This is a genomic window from Mesorhizobium shangrilense (assembly GCF_040537815.1).
GTDB classification, from domain to species: Bacteria; Pseudomonadota; Alphaproteobacteria; order Rhizobiales; family Rhizobiaceae; genus Mesorhizobium; species Mesorhizobium shangrilense.
Genome location: NZ_JBEWSZ010000001.1, coordinates 1,144,244 through 1,164,061, shown reverse-complemented (window position 1 = coordinate 1,164,061; position 19,818 = coordinate 1,144,244). Strand labels below are relative to the sequence as shown.

The 19,818-nt window shown below is 62.5% G+C and carries 18 protein-coding genes and 1 riboswitch; of the genes, 9 read left to right on the top strand and 9 right to left on the bottom strand.

The window, feature by feature from the left end; genetic code table 11:
• Positions 1 to 106: 106 nt before the first annotated feature.
• The gene (locus ABVQ20_RS05950; protein WP_354458620.1) at positions 107 to 2,119 is read right to left on the bottom strand and encodes an acetyl-CoA carboxylase biotin carboxylase subunit; all 2,013 of its coding nucleotides are present in this window, start codon (positions 2,117 to 2,119) and stop codon (positions 107 to 109) included.
• 199 nt (positions 2,120 to 2,318) lie between these two features.
• Between ABVQ20_RS05950 and ABVQ20_RS05945 the strand changes: the two genes are divergently transcribed.
• The 6 genes from ABVQ20_RS05945 to ABVQ20_RS05920 all read left to right on the top strand — a co-directional run bounded on the left by ABVQ20_RS05945 (position 2,319) and on the right by ABVQ20_RS05920 (position 7,203).
• A complete protein-coding gene (locus ABVQ20_RS05945) occupies positions 2,319 to 3,446 on the top strand; it encodes an S-(hydroxymethyl)glutathione dehydrogenase/class III alcohol dehydrogenase (RefSeq protein ID WP_354458619.1) in 1,128 nt (375 codons plus the stop codon).
• Positions 3,447 to 3,615: 169 nt separating this feature from the next.
• Entirely contained in the window at positions 3,616 to 4,185 is a 570-nt protein-coding gene (gfa, locus tag ABVQ20_RS05940; protein ID WP_354458618.1) for an S-(hydroxymethyl)glutathione synthase, read from the top strand.
• Between the two features lie 66 nt (positions 4,186 to 4,251).
• On the top strand, positions 4,252 to 4,719 hold the full coding sequence (locus ABVQ20_RS05935; RefSeq protein WP_354458617.1) for a YaiI/YqxD family protein: 468 nt from the start codon (positions 4,252 to 4,254) through the stop codon (positions 4,717 to 4,719).
• A 35-nt stretch (positions 4,720 to 4,754) separates the two neighbouring features.
• On the top strand, positions 4,755 to 5,432 hold the full coding sequence (locus tag ABVQ20_RS05930; RefSeq protein WP_354458616.1) for a DUF1345 domain-containing protein: 678 nt from the start codon (positions 4,755 to 4,757) through the stop codon (positions 5,430 to 5,432).
• 96 nt (positions 5,433 to 5,528) lie between these two features.
• Positions 5,529 to 6,410: a cytochrome b/b6 domain-containing protein gene (locus ABVQ20_RS05925; RefSeq protein ID WP_354458615.1), complete on the top strand. Its 882-nt coding sequence runs from the start codon at positions 5,529 to 5,531 to the stop codon at positions 6,408 to 6,410.
• 1 nt (position 6,411) lies between these two features.
• The gene (locus tag ABVQ20_RS05920) at positions 6,412 to 7,203 is read left to right on the top strand and encodes a molybdopterin-binding protein (RefSeq protein ID WP_354458614.1); all 792 of its coding nucleotides are present in this window, start codon (positions 6,412 to 6,414) and stop codon (positions 7,201 to 7,203) included.
• 42 nt (positions 7,204 to 7,245) lie between these two features.
• Here ABVQ20_RS05920 and ABVQ20_RS05915 read toward each other — a convergent pair whose 3' ends face one another.
• On the bottom strand, positions 7,246 to 8,247 hold the full coding sequence (locus ABVQ20_RS05915; protein WP_354458613.1) for a hypothetical protein: 1,002 nt from the start codon (positions 8,245 to 8,247) through the stop codon (positions 7,246 to 7,248).
• 181 nt (positions 8,248 to 8,428) lie between these two features.
• Positions 8,429 to 8,515: riboswitch (glycine riboswitch) on the top strand.
• Positions 8,516 to 8,664: 149 nt separating this feature from the next.
• On the opposite strand from ABVQ20_RS05915, the gene gcvT reads away from it, so the two are divergent.
• The 3 genes from gcvT to gcvP are packed head-to-tail and all read left to right on the top strand — an operon-like array spanning position 8,665 to position 12,967.
• Positions 8,665 to 9,765, top strand: coding sequence for a glycine cleavage system aminomethyltransferase GcvT (gene gcvT / locus ABVQ20_RS05910; RefSeq protein WP_354458612.1), 1,101 nt, complete (start codon positions 8,665 to 8,667; stop codon positions 9,763 to 9,765).
• Positions 9,766 to 9,770: 5 nt separating this feature from the next.
• A complete protein-coding gene (gene gcvH, locus ABVQ20_RS05905; RefSeq protein ID WP_354458611.1) occupies positions 9,771 to 10,139 on the top strand; it encodes a glycine cleavage system protein GcvH in 369 nt (122 codons plus the stop codon).
• 17 nt (positions 10,140 to 10,156) lie between these two features.
• Complete coding sequence (gcvP, locus tag ABVQ20_RS05900) at positions 10,157 to 12,967, top strand: aminomethyl-transferring glycine dehydrogenase (RefSeq protein WP_354458610.1); 2,811 nt, start codon at positions 10,157 to 10,159, stop codon at positions 12,965 to 12,967.
• A gap of 14 nt (positions 12,968 to 12,981) precedes the next feature.
• Here the strand turns inward: gcvP and ABVQ20_RS05895 are convergent, their stop codons facing one another.
• The 7 genes from ABVQ20_RS05895 to ABVQ20_RS05865 form a co-directional block, all read right to left on the bottom strand.
• Complete coding sequence (locus ABVQ20_RS05895) at positions 12,982 to 14,157, bottom strand: GGDEF domain-containing protein (protein WP_354458609.1); 1,176 nt, start codon at positions 14,155 to 14,157, stop codon at positions 12,982 to 12,984.
• 162 nt (positions 14,158 to 14,319) lie between these two features.
• Positions 14,320 to 14,790, bottom strand: a complete 471-nt coding sequence (locus ABVQ20_RS05890) for a tetratricopeptide repeat protein (RefSeq protein WP_354458608.1) — start codon at positions 14,788 to 14,790, stop codon at positions 14,320 to 14,322.
• Positions 14,791 to 14,918: 128 nt separating this feature from the next.
• Positions 14,919 to 15,884, bottom strand: coding sequence for a type II secretion system F family protein (locus ABVQ20_RS05885; protein WP_354458607.1), 966 nt, complete (start codon positions 15,882 to 15,884; stop codon positions 14,919 to 14,921).
• A gap of 1 nt (position 15,885) precedes the next feature.
• Positions 15,886 to 16,851, bottom strand: a complete 966-nt coding sequence (locus ABVQ20_RS05880; RefSeq protein ID WP_354458606.1) for a type II secretion system F family protein — start codon at positions 16,849 to 16,851, stop codon at positions 15,886 to 15,888.
• Between the two features lie 2 nt (positions 16,852 to 16,853).
• Positions 16,854 to 18,275: a TadA family conjugal transfer-associated ATPase gene (locus ABVQ20_RS05875; protein ID WP_354458605.1), complete on the bottom strand. Its 1,422-nt coding sequence runs from the start codon at positions 18,273 to 18,275 to the stop codon at positions 16,854 to 16,856.
• Positions 18,272 to 19,486: a CpaE/TadZ family protein gene (locus tag ABVQ20_RS05870; protein WP_354458604.1), complete on the bottom strand. Its 1,215-nt coding sequence runs from the start codon at positions 19,484 to 19,486 to the stop codon at positions 18,272 to 18,274. The genes ABVQ20_RS05875 and ABVQ20_RS05870 overlap by 4 nt, the downstream gene beginning before the upstream one ends.
• A gap of 61 nt (positions 19,487 to 19,547) precedes the next feature.
• A complete protein-coding gene (locus ABVQ20_RS05865; protein WP_354458603.1) occupies positions 19,548 to 19,817 on the bottom strand; it encodes a hypothetical protein in 270 nt (89 codons plus the stop codon).
• Between the last annotated feature and the right edge of the window lies 1 nt (position 19,818).

Sequence of the window (19,818 nt, the reverse complement as noted above, 5' to 3'; positions counted from 1 at the left end):
TCAGGATGTATTGTCCGGGACGGCCGGATGCGAGTCCAGCGATTGCCTGTTCACAGATAGGTCGCGGCCAAACGAAACCGACGCTGGCGATGCAAGGCCACAAGCCTCACGCAAACTCCATGATCACCGCGTCGACGGCCAGGCTGTCACCCGGCTTGGCATTGAGTTTCGATACGGTAAGGTCGCGTTCGGCGCGCAGCACGTTTTCCATCTTCATGGCCTCGACCACGGCCAGCGTTTCACCGGCCTTGACCTCCTGCCCCTCGACAACGGCGATCGACACGACCAACCCGGGCATCGGGCAGAGCAGCATCTTCGACGTGTCCGGCGCCACCTTTTCCGGCATCAGCCTTTCAAGTTCGGCGATACGCGGCAACATGACGCGAGCGGTCACCGACATGCCCTTCCAGGCGATGCGAAGGCCGTTCGCGACCGGCCTGATCTGCGCCGTGACCGAACTCTTGCCGACCTTGCCCTGCCAGATCAGGTCGCCCGGCCGCCAATCGGATGACACTGTCAGCGCCTTGCCGCCTTCGATCGACAGGTCGATTTCGATGGGGATGGAGATCATGCCTTCGAGGATCGAGGCCGAGAGGTAATCCTCGCCGATCTTCACCACCCAATCGCGTTTCAAGGCGCCCGAGTGCGGCGCCAGCCGTCCGCCCAGCCGGTCGAGCCGGTCGCGGCGCAGCAGTTCCACCGCGGTGGCGATAGACGCCAGCACGGCCTTTTCATCGGCATCCGGCACGATCGGCGCGAAACCGTCCGGATATTCCTCGGCGATGAAGGCCGTCGATATTCGCCCTTCCCGCCAGCGCGGATGCTGCATGAGCGCCGCCAGGAAGGGGATATTGTGTTCGATGCCGTCAACGACAAAGCTGTCGAGCGCTTCCGACATGGCGTCGATCGCCTCGATACGCGTCGGCGCCCAGGTGCACAGCTTGGCGATCATCGGATCATAGAACATCGAGATCTCCGAGCCTTCGGTGACGCCGGTGTCGTTACGGATGACGATGTCGCCGAATTGTCCCTCCTCCGGCGGCCGATAGCGGGTCAGCCGGCCGATCGAGGGCAGGAAATTGCGATAGGGGTCTTCGGCGTAAAGCCGGCTTTCCACCGCCCAGCCATTGAGTTTGACGTCGCTCTGCTTGATGGCGAGCTTCTCGCCGGCGGCAACGCGGATCATCTGCTCGACCAGATCGATGCCTGTGACGAGTTCCGTCACCGGGTGTTCGACCTGCAATCGTGTATTCATTTCAAGGAAATAGAAGTTCTTGTCCTTGTCGACGATGAACTCGACCGTGCCCGCGCTCTGATAGTCGACGGCCCTGGCCAGCGCCACCGACTGCTCGCCCATCGCCTTGCGCGTCTCGGCGTCAAGGAAAGGCGACGGCGCCTCTTCGGCGACCTTCTGGTTGCGGCGCTGGATCGAGCATTCGCGCTCACCCAGATAGAGTGCGTTGCCGTGCGCGTCGGCCAGCACCTGGATCTCGATGTGGCGCGGATCGACGACGAACTTCTCGATGAACACGCGATCGTCGCCGAACGAGCTCTTGGCTTCCGAGCGCGCCCGGTCAAATCCGTCACGCACTTCAGACTGGCTCCAGGCGATGCGCATGCCCTTGCCGCCGCCGCCGGCCGACGCCTTGATCATGACGGGATAGCCGATCTCGCCGGCAATCTTTTCGGCATGGTCGGCATTCTCGATCACGCCGAGCCAGCCCGGCACTGTCGAAACCTTGGCGGCATTGGCGAACTTCTTCGATTCGATCTTGTCACCCATCGCTTTGATGGCCTTCGGCTTGGGGCCGATGAAGACGATGCCTTCCGCTTCGAGCGCCTCGCAGAAAGCGGCCCGTTCCGACAAGAAGCCATAGCCGGGGTGAACGGCCTGTGCTCCGGTTGCCTTGCAGGCGGCGATGATCTTTTCAGGCATCAGATAACTCTGCGCGGCGGGTGACGGCCCGATATGCACGGCTTCATCGGCCATTTCGACATGCACGGCATCGCGATCCGCGTCGGAATAGACGGCGACGGTGGCGATGCCCATCTTGCGCGCGGTCTTGATGACGCGGCAGGCGATCTCGCCACGGTTGGCAATCAGAATCTTCGTGAACATGCTGAGGTCATTCCCCTCCGGTCGGCCGTTCCTTTTATGGCTTGTGCTTGTGGGGTCAAGCCGGCCGTGTAATTCACCGCCTTTCAATCGATTTGCGATTCCAATTCGTCGCCGTGGCACAATCCCGCCACCAGCTTCCAGTTGATCGTGTCGAGAAAACCTGAAACCTTGGAAAAAAATTCGCATTGGAGGACGCCTCATGAAAACCCGCGCCGCAGTCGCTGTCGCCGCCGGAAAGCCGCTTGAGATCATGGAGGTCGACCTCGAGGGTCCGCGCGAAGGCGAGGTGCTGGTCGAGATCAAGGCCACCGGCATCTGCCATACCGATGAATTCACCCTGTCGGGCGCCGATCCCGAGGGCCTGTTTCCCGCCATCCTCGGCCATGAGGGCGCCGGCGTCGTCGTCGATGTCGGCAAGGGCGTCACCTCGCTCAAGAAGGGCGACCATGTCATTCCGCTCTACACGCCCGAATGCCGCTCGTGTCCGTCGTGTTTGTCGCGGAAGACCAATCTCTGCACGGCGATCCGCGCCACGCAGGGCCAGGGGTTGATGCCGGATGGTTCGTCGCGCTTCTCGATCGGCAAGGACAAGATCTTCCACTACATGGGCTGCTCGACCTTCTCCAACTTCACCGTGCTGCCGGAGATCGCGCTGGCCAAGGTCAACCCCGACGCGCCCTTCGACAAGATCTGCTACATCGGCTGCGGCGTCACCACCGGCATCGGGGCGGTCATCAACACCGCCAAGGTCGAGATCGGCGCGACAGCGATAGTCTTCGGCCTCGGCGGCATTGGCTTGAATGTCATCCAAGGGCTGCGGCTTGCCGGCGCCGACATGATCATCGGCGTCGACCTCAACAACGACAAGAAGGCCTGGGGCGAGAAGTTCGGCATGACGCATTTCGTCAATCCGAAGGAGATCGACGGCGACATCGTGCCTTACCTGGTCAACATGACCAAGCGTGGCGCCGACCAGATCGGCGGCGCCGACTACACCTTCGACTGCACCGGCAACACCAAGGTGATGCGGCAGGCGCTGGAAGCCTCGCATCGCGGCTGGGGCAAATCGGTGGTCATCGGCGTTGCCGGGGCTGGCCAGGAGATTTCGACACGGCCGTTCCAGCTGGTCACCGGGCGGACCTGGATGGGCACCGCCTTTGGTGGCGCGCGCGGCCGCACCGACGTGCCGAAGATCGTCGACTGGTACATGGACGGCAAGATCGAGATCGACCCGATGATCACCCACACGCTGAAGCTCGAGGACATCAACAAGGGTTTTGACCTCATGCATGAGGGCAAGTCGATCCGGAGCGTCGTGGTTTACTAGGACGCGACCACAAGGAGCGGATGCAAGGCGGCGTCCGGTCGCGCTCCATTGAATCTGCGTACGGTCAGCCAAAACCATCAAATTTTGGCGGACCGTGCGTTGCCAGAACGACATGCCGCGGACCAACCGGCCCGCGACCTCTGTGGTTCACAACATGGGAGGAGAAGACATGGCGGAAAAACTGCATCCGAAAATCGACAACGGCCTGCCCAAGGAAAGCGCGAGCTTCGCCGGCGGCACGCTGGTCTGCGCTTGCACCAGCAAGCCGGTGAAGGTGAAGATCAAGGGCCAGATCGCCCACAACCACGCCTGCGGCTGCACCAAGTGCTGGAAACCTGAAGGCGCTGTGTTCTCGGTCGTTGCCGTGGCCGGTACGGGCGACGTCACGGTCACCGAGAATGGCGACAAGCTCAAAGTGGTCGACGCGAGCGCGCTGATCCAGCGCCATGCCTGCACCGGCTGCGGCGTCCACATGCACGGGCCGGTCGAGCGCGACCATCCGTTCAAGGGCCTGACCTTCATCCATCCCGAGCGTTTTGTCGAAGACGGCTGGTCGCCTCCGGGCTTCGCCGCCTTCGTATCCTCGATCATCGAATCCGGTGTCGACCCGAAGCGGATGGATGGCATTCGCGGCCAGTTGAAAAAGACCGGTCTCGAACCCTACGATTGCCTCAGCCCGGGCCTGATGGACTATATCGCCACCTGGACCGCGAAGAAGTCCGGCGCCTTGCCGGCATAGCGCCCTATCAGATGGTATCCATGGGGCCGGAAGAAATCACCGGCCCCATCCTTATTGGAATGAACGATGACCGCACCCGCCATCTACGTCGACGCTGACGCCTGCCCGGTGAAAGCCGAAGTCGAAAAAGTGGCCGAGCGTCACGGCGTCGTCGTTACCTACGTCTCCAATGGCGGCCTGCGCCCTTCCCGCGATCCAATGGTCCGCAATGTCGTCGTCTCCAAGGGAGCCGACGCCGCCGACGACTGGATCGTCGAGAATGCTCAGGCCAATGACATCGTGGTGACTGCGGACATCCCGCTTGCGGCCCGCTCCGTGGCGCTCGGCGCGCATGTGCTAGGGCCGACAGGACGCCCGTTCACGCCTGAGACGATCGGCATGGCGGTGGCGATGCGTGATCTCAAGCAGCATTTGCGCGAGACCGGCGAAAGCAAGGGCTACAATGCCAGCTTCGCGCCGCAGGACCGTTCGCGGTTTCTCGGCGAACTCGACCGCATCTTGCGGCGCGCCCTGAAAACCGCCACACCGGGCTAGAACAGAGCGCCATACCATCCAGGGCTGGGACCGCCATGGCCGCCGAAATTGCGATGAAGAGCCCCATGCAGCGCCACATGATGTTCGCGGTGTCGGCCTGCCTTGGCGTTTTGGCACTTGTCGTTGCGTTGCTGCTTCACGCCCCGCTTGCCTATTCGATCGGTGCCAACGCATTCTTTGCCGCTTACGTTATCCTGGTCGTTGCCCAGATGCCGAAGTTCACCGGCGCCTACCTCAGCAAGAACGCGCGCGCCACCGATCAGCCTGTTCTGGTCATCTTTGCCGTGACGCTCGTCGTCGTCTGCGTTGCCGTCGTCTCATTGTTCCTGCTGATCAATCAGAAGGACAAAGGCCACCCCATCGAACTCGGCTTCGCGCTGCTGTCCATCCCGCTCGGCTGGTTCACCATCCATGCCATGGCAGCGCTCCACTATGCCCATGTCTACTGGATGGACGGCGATACCACCGACGCCAAGACCAGGAAGAAAGCTCCTGTCGGCGGCCTGCTCTTTCCAGGCGACAAACGGCCGGAAGGCTGGGATTTCCTGTACTTCTCGGCCGTTATCGGCATGACGGCGCAGACCGCCGACACCAACATCTCGACGACGCATATGCGCTGTGTCGTGCTTGTCCATTCGATCCTGTCGTTCTTCTTCAACACGGTCATCGTCGCCGCAGCCGTCAATCTCGCGGTCAGCCTTGGCGGTCCGTAATAAATCCGTGATCGGATGAAACATTGGTTTGGATCGCGACGTATCAGGAGGACAATGAGCACGCAGGCCACGTCGCGAGGCCGGGAGACGAGACAGATGGAATCGGTTGTCAGAAGCCAATCCGCCACCGGGCCAGATACTCCGGTGTCGAACGAAAAAACGCTGATCTACCGGCAATCACACTGGACGCGGCTGACGCATTGGCTCTGGGCTATCTCACTATTCTTCATGCTGCTCTCGGGCTTGCAGATCTTCAACGCCCGCCCCCAGCTCTATATCGGCAAGCAGTCCGGCTTCGAATTCAACAACACGGTCTTTGCCATTGGCGCGGAAAACACCGCCAACGGCTCGCGCGGCTATACTGAAATCCTCGGGCATCGTTTCGACACCACCGGCGTGCTCGGCTGGTCCGGCCCGGCCGGCCAGGAGACAGCGCGCGGCTTCCCATCATGGGCGACGATCCCGTCCTACTATGACCTCGGCACCGCGCGCGTCGTGCATTTCTTCTTCGCATGGATATTGGTCACGACGCTGATCGTCTGGCTGGTCGCCAGCCTGATCAACGGCCATATCCGCCGCGATCTTGCGCCACGCATCGATGATATCAAGCGGCTGCCGCAAGACATCATCGACCACGCGAAGCTCAAATTCCACCACACCCGCGAATACAACACGCTGCAGAAGATGGCCTACGGCGGCGTGCTGTTCGTACTCTTGCCGCTGATGATCATCACCGGATTGGCCATGTCGCCGAGCATGAATTCGGTGCTGCCGTTCCTGAACGATCTGCTCGGTGGCCGCCAGACGGCGCGGACCATCCATTTCAGCGTGATGGTGCTGCTCGTGCTCTTCTTCGTCGTGCATATACTGATGATCATTGCCGCCGGTCCGATCAACGAACTCCGTTCGATCATCACCGGCTGGTACCGCACCGATCCTCCCGCACATGACAACAAACCCGCAAAGAGGAATTCCTGACATGGCAAAGTTCGAGATCAGCCGCAGGAAATTCCTCACTGGCGCCAGCCTGGGCGTATCCGGCATCATGCTGTCGGGCTGCGATGCCTTCGACAGCCAACTCGGCATCGGCGATGGCCTGCGCAGTTTCCTGGAAAACGCCAACGGCCTGACATGGCGCGCGCAACGTCTGCTAGCCGGACGCGATTCGCTGGCGCCGGAATTCACGGAAGCCGACATCCGCCAGCCACAACGGCCGAATGGCGTCACGGCACCCGACGACGACGTCTACAAGGGCCTGCTCGCCAACAATTTCGCCGACTGGCGGCTTGAGGTTACAGGTCTTGTCGAAAAACCGCTGTCGCTAACCCGCGACCAGATCATGAACATGCCGAGCCGCACCCAGATCACCCGCCACGACTGCGTCGAGGGCTGGAGTTGCATCGCCAAATGGACGGGAACGCCGCTATCGCTGGTGCTGGACCAGGCCGTGGTCAAGCCGCAGGCACGCTACGTGATGTTCCATTGCCTCGACACGATCGACCGCAGCCTTGCCGGCGACGTCAAATACTACGGCACCATCGACCTGATCGATGCCCGACACCCGCAGACCATCTTGGCCTATGGCCTGAACGGCAAGCCGCTACCGGTCGAGAACGGCGCGCCGCTGCGCGTCCGCGTCGAGCGCCAGCTTGGCTACAAGATGCCAAAGTATCTTTCCAAGATTGAACTCGTCGACAGCTTCGCCGATGTCGGCGAAGGGCGCGGGGGTTATTGGGAAGACAATGGCTATGACTGGTATGGCGGCATTTGATGCCGCCAGCCATTTCTTGGCGCTTGATCTGGCCCTGCTGACTTAGGCTACCTTGTCGAGCAGCGGCTTCAGCACTGGATGGATTTCCGGCGAGGCGTGCTTGATCAGCGTAAGCAAGGCGCGTTCGTTGTCGCGCAACGGACGGTCGCTGCCGATACGCTCCGCCAGCCATTTCGCTTCGCTGGCGTCGATCGTTTCGGCGCGGCGCGCCAGCGCCTCGGCTGCCCTGTTCTTCGATTCCCAATCAGCCTCGATATCGCCGGGCGAGTTGTACGCTTCCATGATGCCGGCAAGCCCGCCCGACACCATGCGGCTGAAGAAGCCGCCGATCTCCGGCTCGGCATGCGCCAGGAAGTCTTCGTGGCGCAGCGCCACGTCGCGCGTCGGCGGTTCGTAGCCGGCCGAACACATGACGAAATTGGCGATCGCCTTGACGAACAGGTCGTTCCAGGACGGATCGTTGTTGGCCGCCGCCGTCTGCTCGTTGATCTTGAACAGGATCTCGGCTTCGGCCTTGGTGACGGCGATGTTGCCGTCGCCACCATAGGCATAGAGAATGCGGCGCAGAAGCTCGACCTCGGACTTTGCGATCAGCCCGGGAACCAGGTTTCCGCCGCGCATCAGTGGCCCCTTCCCATCTATTACAGCATGGGCGACCTGCTCCAGTGCATAGGCAGAAAGCTGGCTGGGAGATGATCTCGCCTCTTCCAGAACATGCACCAGCAGTTCGAGTTCGGTCCGGCTGTCGACCATGCCATCGCGCGAGATGGTGCGAACCAGCCAGTCGGCGTTCTCCTGCGAGATATAGCCTTCAGGCTTTTCCTGATGGACGATGTAGTCCGTCACCGCCTCGACGAAGAACGGCGCCCATTCGAGGCACTTGTCGCGCGCCGTCTGGTCGAGTGCGAACAGCGCTTCGGCTTCGCCGCGTGTCACGACGCCGTCGGCGAACACTTCGCGGCGCAGCATGAGCACGTCCTCGGCAGCAATACGATTCTTGGAAGTCAGCCCCGCCACTGGCGCGGTCATGATCAATTCGCCCATTTTTCTTCCCCGTTCGCCGCCACGGCGGATCCCCGTGATATCAGCCAGAATACCAGCAGTGTCTTGAAAAACCGGCAAACGGCGTGGTTAGCGAAGACTTGTCGGTAATGCGTCGCTGACAGGTGACAACGTGTCGTTGAGGGGCTATGGATGGCGCGTCGAGGGCTCGAGGTTCGAGTCCTACCTGTTTGCGGGAGAGAGCAGCGAAAGCTGTCGCCGAAGGGGAAATCGCCCGAAATCTCTCAGGCAAAAGAACCGTAGACGGGAAAGACACTCTGGAAAGTCGGGGCTTGCCCCCGCGCCGAAGGTGTAAGCGCCGCTGACAGAGTTCCGGCTGCGCGAGTCTCTCAGGCTTCAGACAGAGGGGCACGGACTGGTCGCCATTCGCGGCCGCTTGCGTGCGACTCTGGAGATGACATGACGGGCGACGACACAAAACACCTTCCCCTCGAAGATATGCATATCGCCGCCGGTGCGCGCTTCGGCGCCTTTGCCGGCTGGTCCATGCCGCTGACCTATCCGGCCGGCGTCATGAAGGAACACCTGCACACCCGCGAACAGGCCGGCCTGTTCGACATCTCGCATATGAAGCTGTTCGAACTCAGCGGACCCGGTTCGGCCGCGCTGCTCAATCGCGCCTGCCCGCTGGATGCCGGCGCGCTCGAAATCTCGCAGTCCAAGCTGACATTCTTCCTCAATGAAGCGGCGGGCATCCTCGACGACCTGATCGTCACCAGGCTCGGCGATACCAGATTCATGGTGGTCGCCAACGCCGGCAACGCCGTCGCCGACGAAAAGCACCTGCGTTCGCTAGCCGGGGATTTTGACGTCAAGGTGGATGCCCTCGACGGCGTCTTCCTGGCCATCCAGGGGCCTGAGGCCTGGGCCGTCCTGTCTCGCGCCGGCATCGAGACCGGTTCGCTGCTGTTCATGCATGGCATCGAACCGCGGAAAAACTGGTTCATGAGCCGCTCAGGCTATACCGGCGAAGACGGTTTTGAGATCGGCCTGCCGGAGGCTGATGCGCGCGACCTCGTCGCCAAACTGCTGGAGGACGAGCGCGTGCTGTGGATCGGCCTTGCCGCCCGCGACAGCCTGCGGCTGGAAGCCGGCCTCTGCCTGCACGGCCAGGACATCACGCCGGAGACCGACCCTGCAGGTGCGGCACTGATGTGGGCGATCCCGAAGGAGATCCGTGCGTCCGGCGCGTTCATCGGCGCCGATGCGCTCCGCGCCGCCGTGGAACGAGGCCCCGCGCAGAAGCGCGTCGGGCTTAAGCCGGAAGGCCGCCAGCCTGTGCGCGCCGGCGTTGCCCTTTTCGATGCCGACGGCAATGCCGCCGGCCACGTCACATCAGGCGGCTTCGGCCCCTCGGCCGGCCACCCGGTAGCCATGGGCTATGTCGCGACGCCGCTGGCAAAACCCGGAACACGGGTTTTCGCCGATGTGCGCGGGACAAAAATCCCCGTCGATGTCAGTTCGCTACCCTTCACACCACATCGCTACCGCAAAGGATAAATCCAATGGCAACAACCTATTTCACCACCGATCACGAGTGGCTCCGCGTCGAAGGCGGCATCGCCACCGTCGGCATCACGGACTACGCGCAGGAGCAGCTTGGCGATCTCGTCTTCGTTGAACTGCCCGAGAAGGGAAAGAAGCTTTCCAAGGGCGATACGGCCGTCGTGGTCGAATCCGTCAAGGCTGCATCGGATGTCTACGCGCCGGTCGATGGCGAGATCACCGAGGCTAACGGCTCGCTCTCATCCGACCCGTCGCTGGTCAATTCGGCGGCCACCGGCAATGGCTGGCTGTGGAAGATGAAGCTGGCCGATGAAAGCCAGCTCGCCGGCCTCATGGACGAGGCCGCCTACAAAGCCCATATCGCCTGACAACAGGACTGAAAACGATGAGCGCAGCACTTACCCCCTTTTCGGCCCGCCATATCGGTCCGGGTGTCAACGATGTCAGAGCCATGCTTGCCGTGATCGGCGTTCCGTCCGTCGAGACGCTGATCAGCCAGGCCGTGCCGCAGTCGATCCGCCTCGACGTGCCGCTGACCCTGCCCGCGCCGGCCAGCGAAGCCGAAGCGCTGGCCGAATTGTCGGCGATCATGGCTGGCAATACGGTGCTGAAGAGCTTCATCGGCGCCGGCTATCATGGCGTCCACGTGCCGCCAGTCATCCAGCGCAACCTGTTCGAGAATCCGGCCTGGTACACGGCCTACACCCCCTATCAGGCCGAGATCAGCCAGGGCCGGCTGGAAATGCTGTTCAATTTCCAGACGCTGGTCGCCGAACTGACCGGCCTGCCGGTGGCGTCGGCCTCGCTGCTTGATGAAGCAACCGCGGTCGCCGAAGCCGTTGGCATCGCGCTGCGCCATCATCGCGACAAGCGGACCAGGATCGCGTTTGCCGGCACGCCCCACCCACAGACGCTGGATGTCGTGCGTACCCGCGCCGAGCCGCTCGGCATAGAGATCGACGGCGAAACGATCGACGATAACACGGCCGCCCTGCTCGTCTCCTGGCCAGACACCTTTGGCGTCTATGGCAACCACAAGGCCGCGATCGACAAGGCCCGCGCCACCGGCGCGCTCGTCGTCTTCATCGCCGACCCGCTCGGCCTGACGCTGACCGATGCACCGGCGAAACTCGGCGCCGACATTGCCGTCGGCCCCATGCAGCGCTTTGGCGTGCCGATGGGCTTTGGCGGCCCGCACGCTGCCTATTGCGCCGTCTCCGACAGACTGACGCGGCTGATGCCCGGCCGCCTCGTTGGCCAGTCGACCGACAGCAAGGGCCGCCCCGGATACCGCCTGGCCTTGCAGACGCGCGAGCAGCATATCCGCCGCGACAAGGCGACCTCCAACATCTGCACCGCGCAGGCGCTGCTTGCCAACATGGCGACGGCCTATGCCATCTGGCACGGCCCAGCCGGGCTGCAGGCGATTGCCGGGCGCATCCACGCGCTGGCAAATCGTCTGGCAGACGGCCTCAAGGCGGCCGGCGTTTCTGTGCTCGGCGCCAGCCGCTTCGACATGGTGACGGTGGAAGTGAAGGGCGAGGCCGCCCAGATCGCGGCCGCCGCCGAAAGGGACGGCCGGCTGTTGCGCCTCCTCGATGCCGACCATGTCGGCATCAGTTTCGACGAGACCTCGACCGACGCCGATCTCGACGCGATCGCGGCCCTGTTCGGCGCCAAGGCTGGTCTGTCCGCCGACAGTACCGTTCCCGGCAAGCCGCGTGGAAAAGAGTTCCTGACCCAGCCGGTCTTCCATGAGAACAAGTCGGAAACCGACATGATGCGCTTGCTGCGCCGGCTGGCCGACAAGGACCTGGCGCTAGACCGCACCATGATCCCGCTGGGATCCTGCACGATGAAGCTCAATGCCGCCGCGGAAATGATGCCGGTGAGCTGGCCGAGCGTCGCCAACCTGCATCCCTTCGCGCCGGCCAGCCATTCCGCCGGCTATCGCGCCATGGTCGGCGAGCTGGAGGGGTGGCTGTCGGAGATCACCGGCTTCGACGCCGTCAGCCTGCAGCCCAATGCCGGCAGCCAGGGCGAATATGCCGGCCTGCTCGCCATCCGCGCCTATCACCGCGCGCGCGGCGAAGGCCATCGCACTGTCTGCCTGATCCCCTCCTCCGCGCATGGCACCAATCCGGCAAGTGCGGCGATGGCCGGCATGAGCGTTGTCGTCGTGCGCTGCCTGGAGGACGGCAATATCGACATGGACGATATGCGGGCCAAGGCCAACGAGCATTCCAAGAATCTCGCGGCCTTGATGTTCACCTATCCCTCGACGCACGGCGTCTACGAGGAAGGCGCGCGCCACCTCTGCGCCCTCATCCACGAGCATGGCGGCCAGGTCTATTTCGACGGCGCCAACCTCAACGCGCTGGTCGCGCTGGCGCGGCCTGCCGATATCGGCGCCGATGTCTGCCACATGAACCTGCACAAGACCTTCTGCATTCCGCATGGCGGCGGCGGCCCGGGCGTCGGCCCGATCGGCGTCAAGGCGCATCTGAAGCCCCATCTGCCCGGCCATATCAACGAAGGCTCGGCGCATGCCGTGTCGGCAGCGCCGTTCGGCAGCGCTTCCATCTTGCCGATTACCTGGATGTATATCCGCATGATGGGCGCTGCTGGCCTGAAACAGGCGACGGAGACCGCCATCATCTCGGCCAACTACGTGGCGACACGGCTCGCGCCGCACTTCCCCCTGCTCTACAAGGGTCGGCACGATCGTATCGCGCATGAATGCATCCTTGACACGCGCGTTCTCAAGGAAAGCGCCGGCATCAGTGTCGACGATATCGCCAAGCGCCTGATCGACTACGGCTTCCACGCGCCGACCATGTCGTTTCCGGTGGCCGGCACGCTGATGGTCGAGCCGACTGAATCCGAACCCAAGCGCGAGCTCGACCGCTTCTGCGAGGCGATGATCGCCATTGCGGGGGAAGCCGCGAAAGTCGCCAGGGGCGAGTGGCCCTTGGCCGACAATCCGCTGGTCAACGCACCGCACACCGCCGCCGAGGCGCTGGCCGGCCAGTGGACCCACCCGTACTCGCGGCTCGAGGCTGCCTATCCTGCAGGTGATGCCGACACATCTGCCAAATACTGGCCGCCCGTGTCACGCATCGACAACGTCGCCGGTGACCGCAACCTCGTCTGCTCCTGCCCGCCGCTGTCTGACTATCTAGGGGCCGCGGAATAGTCTTCCCCGAGCAATCAGGCGGAGCGCAAGGCCGGCCCGACAGGGTCGGCCTTGCCAGTTTTCGAAGACATCACGCAATTTCGCCCGGCGCGCTTCGCCGCATAGAGCGCCACGTCGGCTTCGGCGAGCATTTCATCGAGCACGGCACCGTCAGGACGGCCAAAGCCGATGCCGCCGCTGACGGTGCTGCGCAACGGTCCAAGCTTGGTGGCAACGACTTCAGCACCGAAAGCGACGCCGATCTTGCACGCGATATCGTACGCTCTCTCCGGCGTCATTCGCGACATGACAATTGCAAACTCCTCGCCGCCCAATCGAAACGCATCGACGCCGGTCCGGGTATACTTCTTGATGACAGCGGCGAAGCGGCACAGAACCTGGTCGCCGACGGGATGACCGAAGACATCGTTGGTCCTCTTGAAATGGTCGAGGTCGAACATGGCGATCGACATGAACGGCCCGAAAGCACGCTCGCCGTAAAATGATGTCAAGGCACGTCGGTTCATGAGTCCGGTCAACGGATCGGTCATGGTCTCAGCCTTCAGCTCGATCTGCGCCTGCAAATGATGAAGGGAGAGCGTCAGGGCGCCCAGCCCGGTCATGCAGGCGACCGAGACCACGGAATTCAGCCGTTCGGCCCAATTGTCTGGCGCAGCACCCAGCACCCACTGCCCCTTCAAGAGAAGCACCGCGCCGCACAGTCCGAAGGACAAGCCGCAGACACCGCTCAGGGCTGAAACGACCAGCAGAATCCGTCGATCATGGCCACCACCATTGACCCAGAACAGTGCCCCTATTGCCGCGAGCAGCGCCGTTACCAATGTGTAACTGACGATGAAACCGATGCCGTCGAAGCCGAGGATGGTCGCGCCGGCGCTGGCCGCCAGCACGACCAAGCCGGGCAAGACGGCGCGCCTGTAGTCGCGGACGTCGAGATACTGCATGGCCGACAGGCAAACGACGAGAAAGCCGATGTTGAGCAGCGCCAGCACCGCCTGACACAGCAAGGGGCTGGGGTCCCTGGCGTACAGCCAGAACAGGACGACATGCGCGACAAGCACGAGTATGCCGCATGCCATCGTCAGGACAAAGCGTGCCCGCGGCGCGGTGAACCAGATCGCGAACATCGTGCCACTGAGGCACGCGCCTGACAGCGCCGCCGCGAGCAGGAGCGAACTGAAATCCAACATGCGTAAGCAGCGGCCTCTTGGGGATCGTTCGCGGCATTCTAGGTAAGCCGGCGTGCGCGCAAACCGCTTTCATCCGGTCTTCCGCACCAAACTTCGGTCAAGGTTTACAAAGCGTCGACGCCATCTCGCGGAAACACGACACATGCCGTCAAGATCGGATGATCATCCCTTGTTCAGAAGCGCCAGATTGGCATTGACGACCGCGGGGTCCTTCATCCCAGCCTTGGCCTCCAGCAGGAGCGCCTCGGCCTTCTTGCGGTTGCCGCGCAAGAGTTGGGAATAGCCCATATTGTTGACGATCCGCGGCTTGCGCCCGGCAACTTTCAGCAGCTGGTCATAAGCGCGATCGGCGAAGTCGAAGCGGCCAAGCTCATCGTAGGAAGCTGCAAGCCCCATCCAGGCTTCGGCATTGTCGGCCTTCAACTCCACCGCCTTGCGGAAATGCTGTTCGGCGAGACCGTAGTTGGCCTCGCGGAATTGCACCTTGCCCTGCGCCAAATCCGACGTGCTGACGTCTTTGGCTACCGGCGGGATGGCCGTGGTCTTGGTCTTGTCGACGTCGCTGGCCGAACAGCCGGTTACCATCAAGATGGTCGCCATCGCGGCCATTGCCGAGAAAACTCTGTGACGCATGCCCTGCCCCGATCGCCCGATTTACCAGGTCGTTGTTCAAGGGCACAGTATTGGAGAGCGATTAAGCTTCAGTGCCGAAACACTTCCAAAATTTTGAGATCGTGCAAAGAGCGCATTAACTTCTGAGCTTAGTGCATCGATGTCATTTTGACGATGATCGGAATGACCGCGATCATCAGCACCACCGGCAGGATGCAAACCACCACCGGCACCGACATCTTAGCCGGCAAAGCATGCGCTTTTTCCTCCGCCAGCGACATGCGCTTGTGGCGCATTTCATCGGAAAAAACGCGCAGTGCGCCCGAAAGGCTCGTGCCGAGTTCCTTAGACTGCTGCAGCAGCGTGGCGAAGGAACGAACCTCGTCCAGGCTGAGACGATCGCCGAGCGCCTTCAGCGCATCGTCGAGACTGCGGCCGGCCCGCAATTCAAGCGACACAAGCTGCAGGTTCTGGCTGAGTGAGGGATAGGTTCTGGCAAGCTCCTTCGACACGCGTTCGATACCGGCTTCCATGCTCATGCCGGCATCGGAGCAGACGATCATCAGGTCCATGAAGTCGGGAAAGCCATTGCGGTATTCGCGCATCTTCTCGCGAACCTTCTGGGTCAGCACCAGGCCGGGCAGAAAATAGCCGGCCGCTCCCGACAGGATGACGAAGGTCCAGCGGCTGGTCATCGTTGCATCCGCGCTCGCCATCCATCGGTTGACCAGGAAGGCGCCGATCGCACCGCCAACCAGGGCCGCGAAACGGATGAGGAAAAACAGGCCGACGGCGCGCGGCTCCATGTAGCCCGCCTGGATGAGTTTCAAGCGCAGGCGGGCGACATTCTCCGGGTCGCTCTTGGCGTAGAATTCCTGGGCGCGCTTGACCGCCTTCTCGCGCACCGCGCCGGGATTCTTCCTGGGTGCCGGCTCGGCCTTCTCAACCATCCGGCTGTCCTCGATCTTGAGCCGGCGCTTGAGGTCGTTGCGGTCGCCCTTTGCCGTGACCAGCGGCCAGGTCACGGCGCCACCACCCAACAACAGCAACAGGACCGCCACCGGCATCGGCGAGGTCGGGGCAAGCGAGGCAACGAATTCGATCACGCTGTTCATGTCAGAACCGGAAGTTCGACATCTTGAACATGATGACGTTGCCCAGCATCAGCCAGGCGATCGAGCCGCCAAGCAGGTACCAGGTCTTCGCTTCGCCCCAGACGCTTCGGTAGAATTGCGGCATCAGCACCATGATGGCGGCAAACAGCAGCGCCGGCACGGCGGTCAGGATATAGGCCGACATGCGGCCTTCGGTGGAGATCGCCCGCACCTTGCGGCGCAGCTTGCCGCGCTCGCGGATTGTCAGCGCAAGCCCATCGAGGATCTCGCGCAGATTGCCCCCTGAGCTTGTCTGGATCGACACGGCGGTGAGAAACAGCGGCAGATCCTCATGGCCGACTCGTTCGAACAGGGAATTCAAGGCCGAAACCAGGTCGGAGCCATAGGTCACCTCATCGGCGATGACGCCGAACTCGGTGCCGATCGGGTCGGGCATTTCGCGCGCCACCATGGCGATGGCCACGGGAACCGGATGACCAGCCTTCAGTCCGCGCGTGATCAATTCCAGCGCCTCCGGAAGCTGCATGCCGAACCGCTTCAATCGTCTGCCCCGCTTGAAACGCATTGTCATCACCGGCACGACTGGCAACAGGACGACGAACAGGATGAGGCCGAACAGCATTGGCAGGCCGTACCACATCGCGACCAAAGCCAGGCCAAGCGCCACGCCCGAAGTGATCATCAGGAATCTCGCCAGCGGCATGACCATGCCCGACTGCGTGCGCAGCGCGTGGAACCTGTCCAGTGAAAACAGCGATGTGTCTGCATCGATGCCGCGCTCCTTGCGCAACTGGAGCAGCACCTGTTCCTGGCTGATCTTGGTTTCCTGGAGCTTCATGCGCCGGTTGATGGCGGTGCGCTTGTCGCTACGGCCGGCATAGAGCAGGTAACACGCCTCGGCGATCATGATGCCGGTGAGCGCCGCAGTGGCATAGACAACGTAGATGGCGCTGAATCCGCTGAACATCGTCAGTCCTGCGGCCGGCCGGGTTCGAAATATTTTCCGGGAAACTCAATGCCCATGGCACGCAGATCCTCGAGGAAGCGCGGGCGGATGCCGGTCGCCTCGAAATGACCGAGGATCTTGCCGTCGGCCTCCATGCCGGTGCGCACGAAGCGGAATATCTCCTGCATCTGGATGACGTCGCCTTCCATGCCGGTCACCTCGGCGACACTGGTCACCTTGCGCTTGCCGTCCGACAGGCGTGTCAGTTGCACGATCAGGTCGAGCGCGCTGGCGATCTGGCTGCGGATCGACTGCACCGTCATCGGCATGCCGGTCATGCCGAGCATCTGTTCGAGGCGGGAGATGGCGTCGCGCGGCGTGTTGGCATGGATCGTCGCCATCGACCCTTCATGGCCGGTGTTCATCGCCTGCAGCATGTCGAACGCTTCCTCGCCGCGGCACTCACCAAGAATGACGCGGTCGGGTCGCATGCGCAGCGCGTTCTTGACCAGATCGCGCTGCTTCAGTTCGCCATGGCCTTCGATGTTGGCAGGCCGCGTCTCCATGCGCGCGACATGCGGCTGCTGCAGTTGGAGCTCGGCGGCGTCCTCGATGGTGATCAGCCGCTCGTCTTCCGGGATGAATGCCGACAGCGCGTTGAGCATCGTCGTCTTGCCGGTACCGGTGCCCCCCGAGATGATCGTCGTCTTGCGGGCATGCACGGCTGCGGCCAGGACTTCGGCCATGTTCTGGGTGATGGCGCCGAACTCGACAAGCTTGTGCAGGCCAAGCTTGTTCTTCGAGAACTTGCGGATCGACACCAGCGGCCCGTCCACGGCGACCGGACGAATGGCGGCATTGAAACGCGAGCCGTCCAGCATGCGCGCATCGACCATCGGCTGCGATTCATCGACGCGACGGCCGACGGCGGCCACGATCTTGTTTATGATTCTAAGGAGATGCGCCTCGTCCTTGAATGGAATGTTGACCTGCTGCAGCTTGCCCCTTCTTTCGACGAAGCAGTTCTGGTGGCCGTTGATCAGGATGTCGTTGATATCCGGATCCTTCAGCAGCGGCTCCAGCGGACCGAGGCCGACCATCTCGTCGACGATGTCGTCGACCAGCGCATCGAGTTCGGCGGTGTTGATCGCCATGCGCTCCTGGCGGGTCTTTTCCGACACGAACTCATGCACCTGCCGGCGCATCTCATCCTTGGGCAACCGCTCGAGAGCGACGAGGTTGATTTCCTCGAGCAGCATCCTGTGGATGCGCACGCGTGCATCGAGCACCTTGTTGGCGTTCTTCGCGGGTGCTGCTTCCGGCTTTGCCGGCACATGCTTGCGGGTTGTCGGGATGACGACGGCATGATGCGCGACAGGTGCCGGATCCACGGGACGCGCGGGACGCGCATCGCGGTTCTGCAGGGTGGAAAAACGGCTGCTCATCCGGCTTTCCTCCGAAACAGTCCTTTGCTGATGCCAAACAGCGAGCGTGACTTCGCTGTTGTCGCCAGCGTCTCCTCGGGCAGGATGATCTTCTTCAGATCGTTGATGACATTGGCGTTCGGATCGATCTCGTGCAGCGGTACGCCGCGATCCACCGCCTCGCGCACCAGCCGATAGTTGTTGGCGATGCCACCGACGAAATGCTCGCCGAGGATCTCCTGGACGTCGGCCTGCTTGATGCCGTTGTCGAACATCTTCTGCTCGAAGCGGTTGACGATGACGTTGGGCTTCACCTCCTTGCCGGCGGTCTCGTAGACAGCCTGGATCAGCCGCTGCGTATGGCGAAGGCACGGCACCGTCATCTCGGCGACGATGTAAAGCTTGTTGGAACCGAGCAGAACCGTCTCCGTCCATGGAAACCAGGTGCGCGGCATGTCGATGACGACATTGTCGAAATAGGCCGAGACCAGATCGAGCATGCGCACCACGACATCGGTCTTGAACGAGCGCATCTCCGACGGATGCGTCGGCGCCGCCAGCACGCAAAGGCCGCTCGCATGCTTGGACAGCATCACGTCGAGCAATTGCCGGTCGAGACGCTCCGGCTGGTTCTCGATTTCGGTGATGTCGAAGCGCGGCTCGAGATCGAGATATTCAGCGCAGGCGCCCTGTTGGAAATTGAGGTCGACCACGCAGGTGGAGGCGCCCCGCGTCACCGAGTGATGCAGCTGGAAGGCGGTCTGCAGCGCCAGCGTCGTGGTGCCGACGCCGCCGGCGGCCGGCATGAAGGTGTAGATCTGCGATTCGGTGTTTTCCTCGCGTCCGGGTCCCTGCAGCGCGCGGATAACGGAACGAACCAGATCGGCCGTGGTGATCGGCTTGACGAGGAAATCGGCGACCTTGAGCTGGACCAGTATGCGCACCGCCGCCGCGTTGAACTCCTGGGTGACGACGACGACAGGCACCCGGCCCTCCAACCGACGCATGATGCGCTGCAGCGACTCGACGTGCTCGAGCCTAGCGGCATCCATATCGACGATGATGGCGCCGAAGTCGGTTTCCTGGATCTCGCCGCGCAACTCCGTGACTGACTTTTCGACCGTCGAAAGCTGGATGATTTCGGAGGCGGCGAATGCCGTCCGCGTGTCCTGGAGAAAGGCCCTGTCGGTCGATACGAGCAGGATCTTCCTGGATTTGGTTCCACTTGCCATTCTGTCAGCCCGTCAGGTCAGTCGCCGATTGAACTCGTCAATCAAATAAGTCGCCAATGAATCAGTCGCTTGCGGTCGATTGTGACGTTTTCGCAGCAGCCGCCGGGTCAGTGCCGCCGGTCGCTGGAGCGTCACGCTTTGCCGGCACCAGGAGCTTCGTGTTCTGGACGCCGTATTTCCACGGGTCGACCATCTGCACGACGGTGTTGGCTGCCTGCGCATTGCCGGCAGCCAAGGTCGGCCCCTCGGTGCGCTGATAGTCGTCGCTGGTGCAACCGCCGGCGAGGCCGGCCAGCAGCAAGGCGATGCTCGATCTCGAGATCCCGCGCATG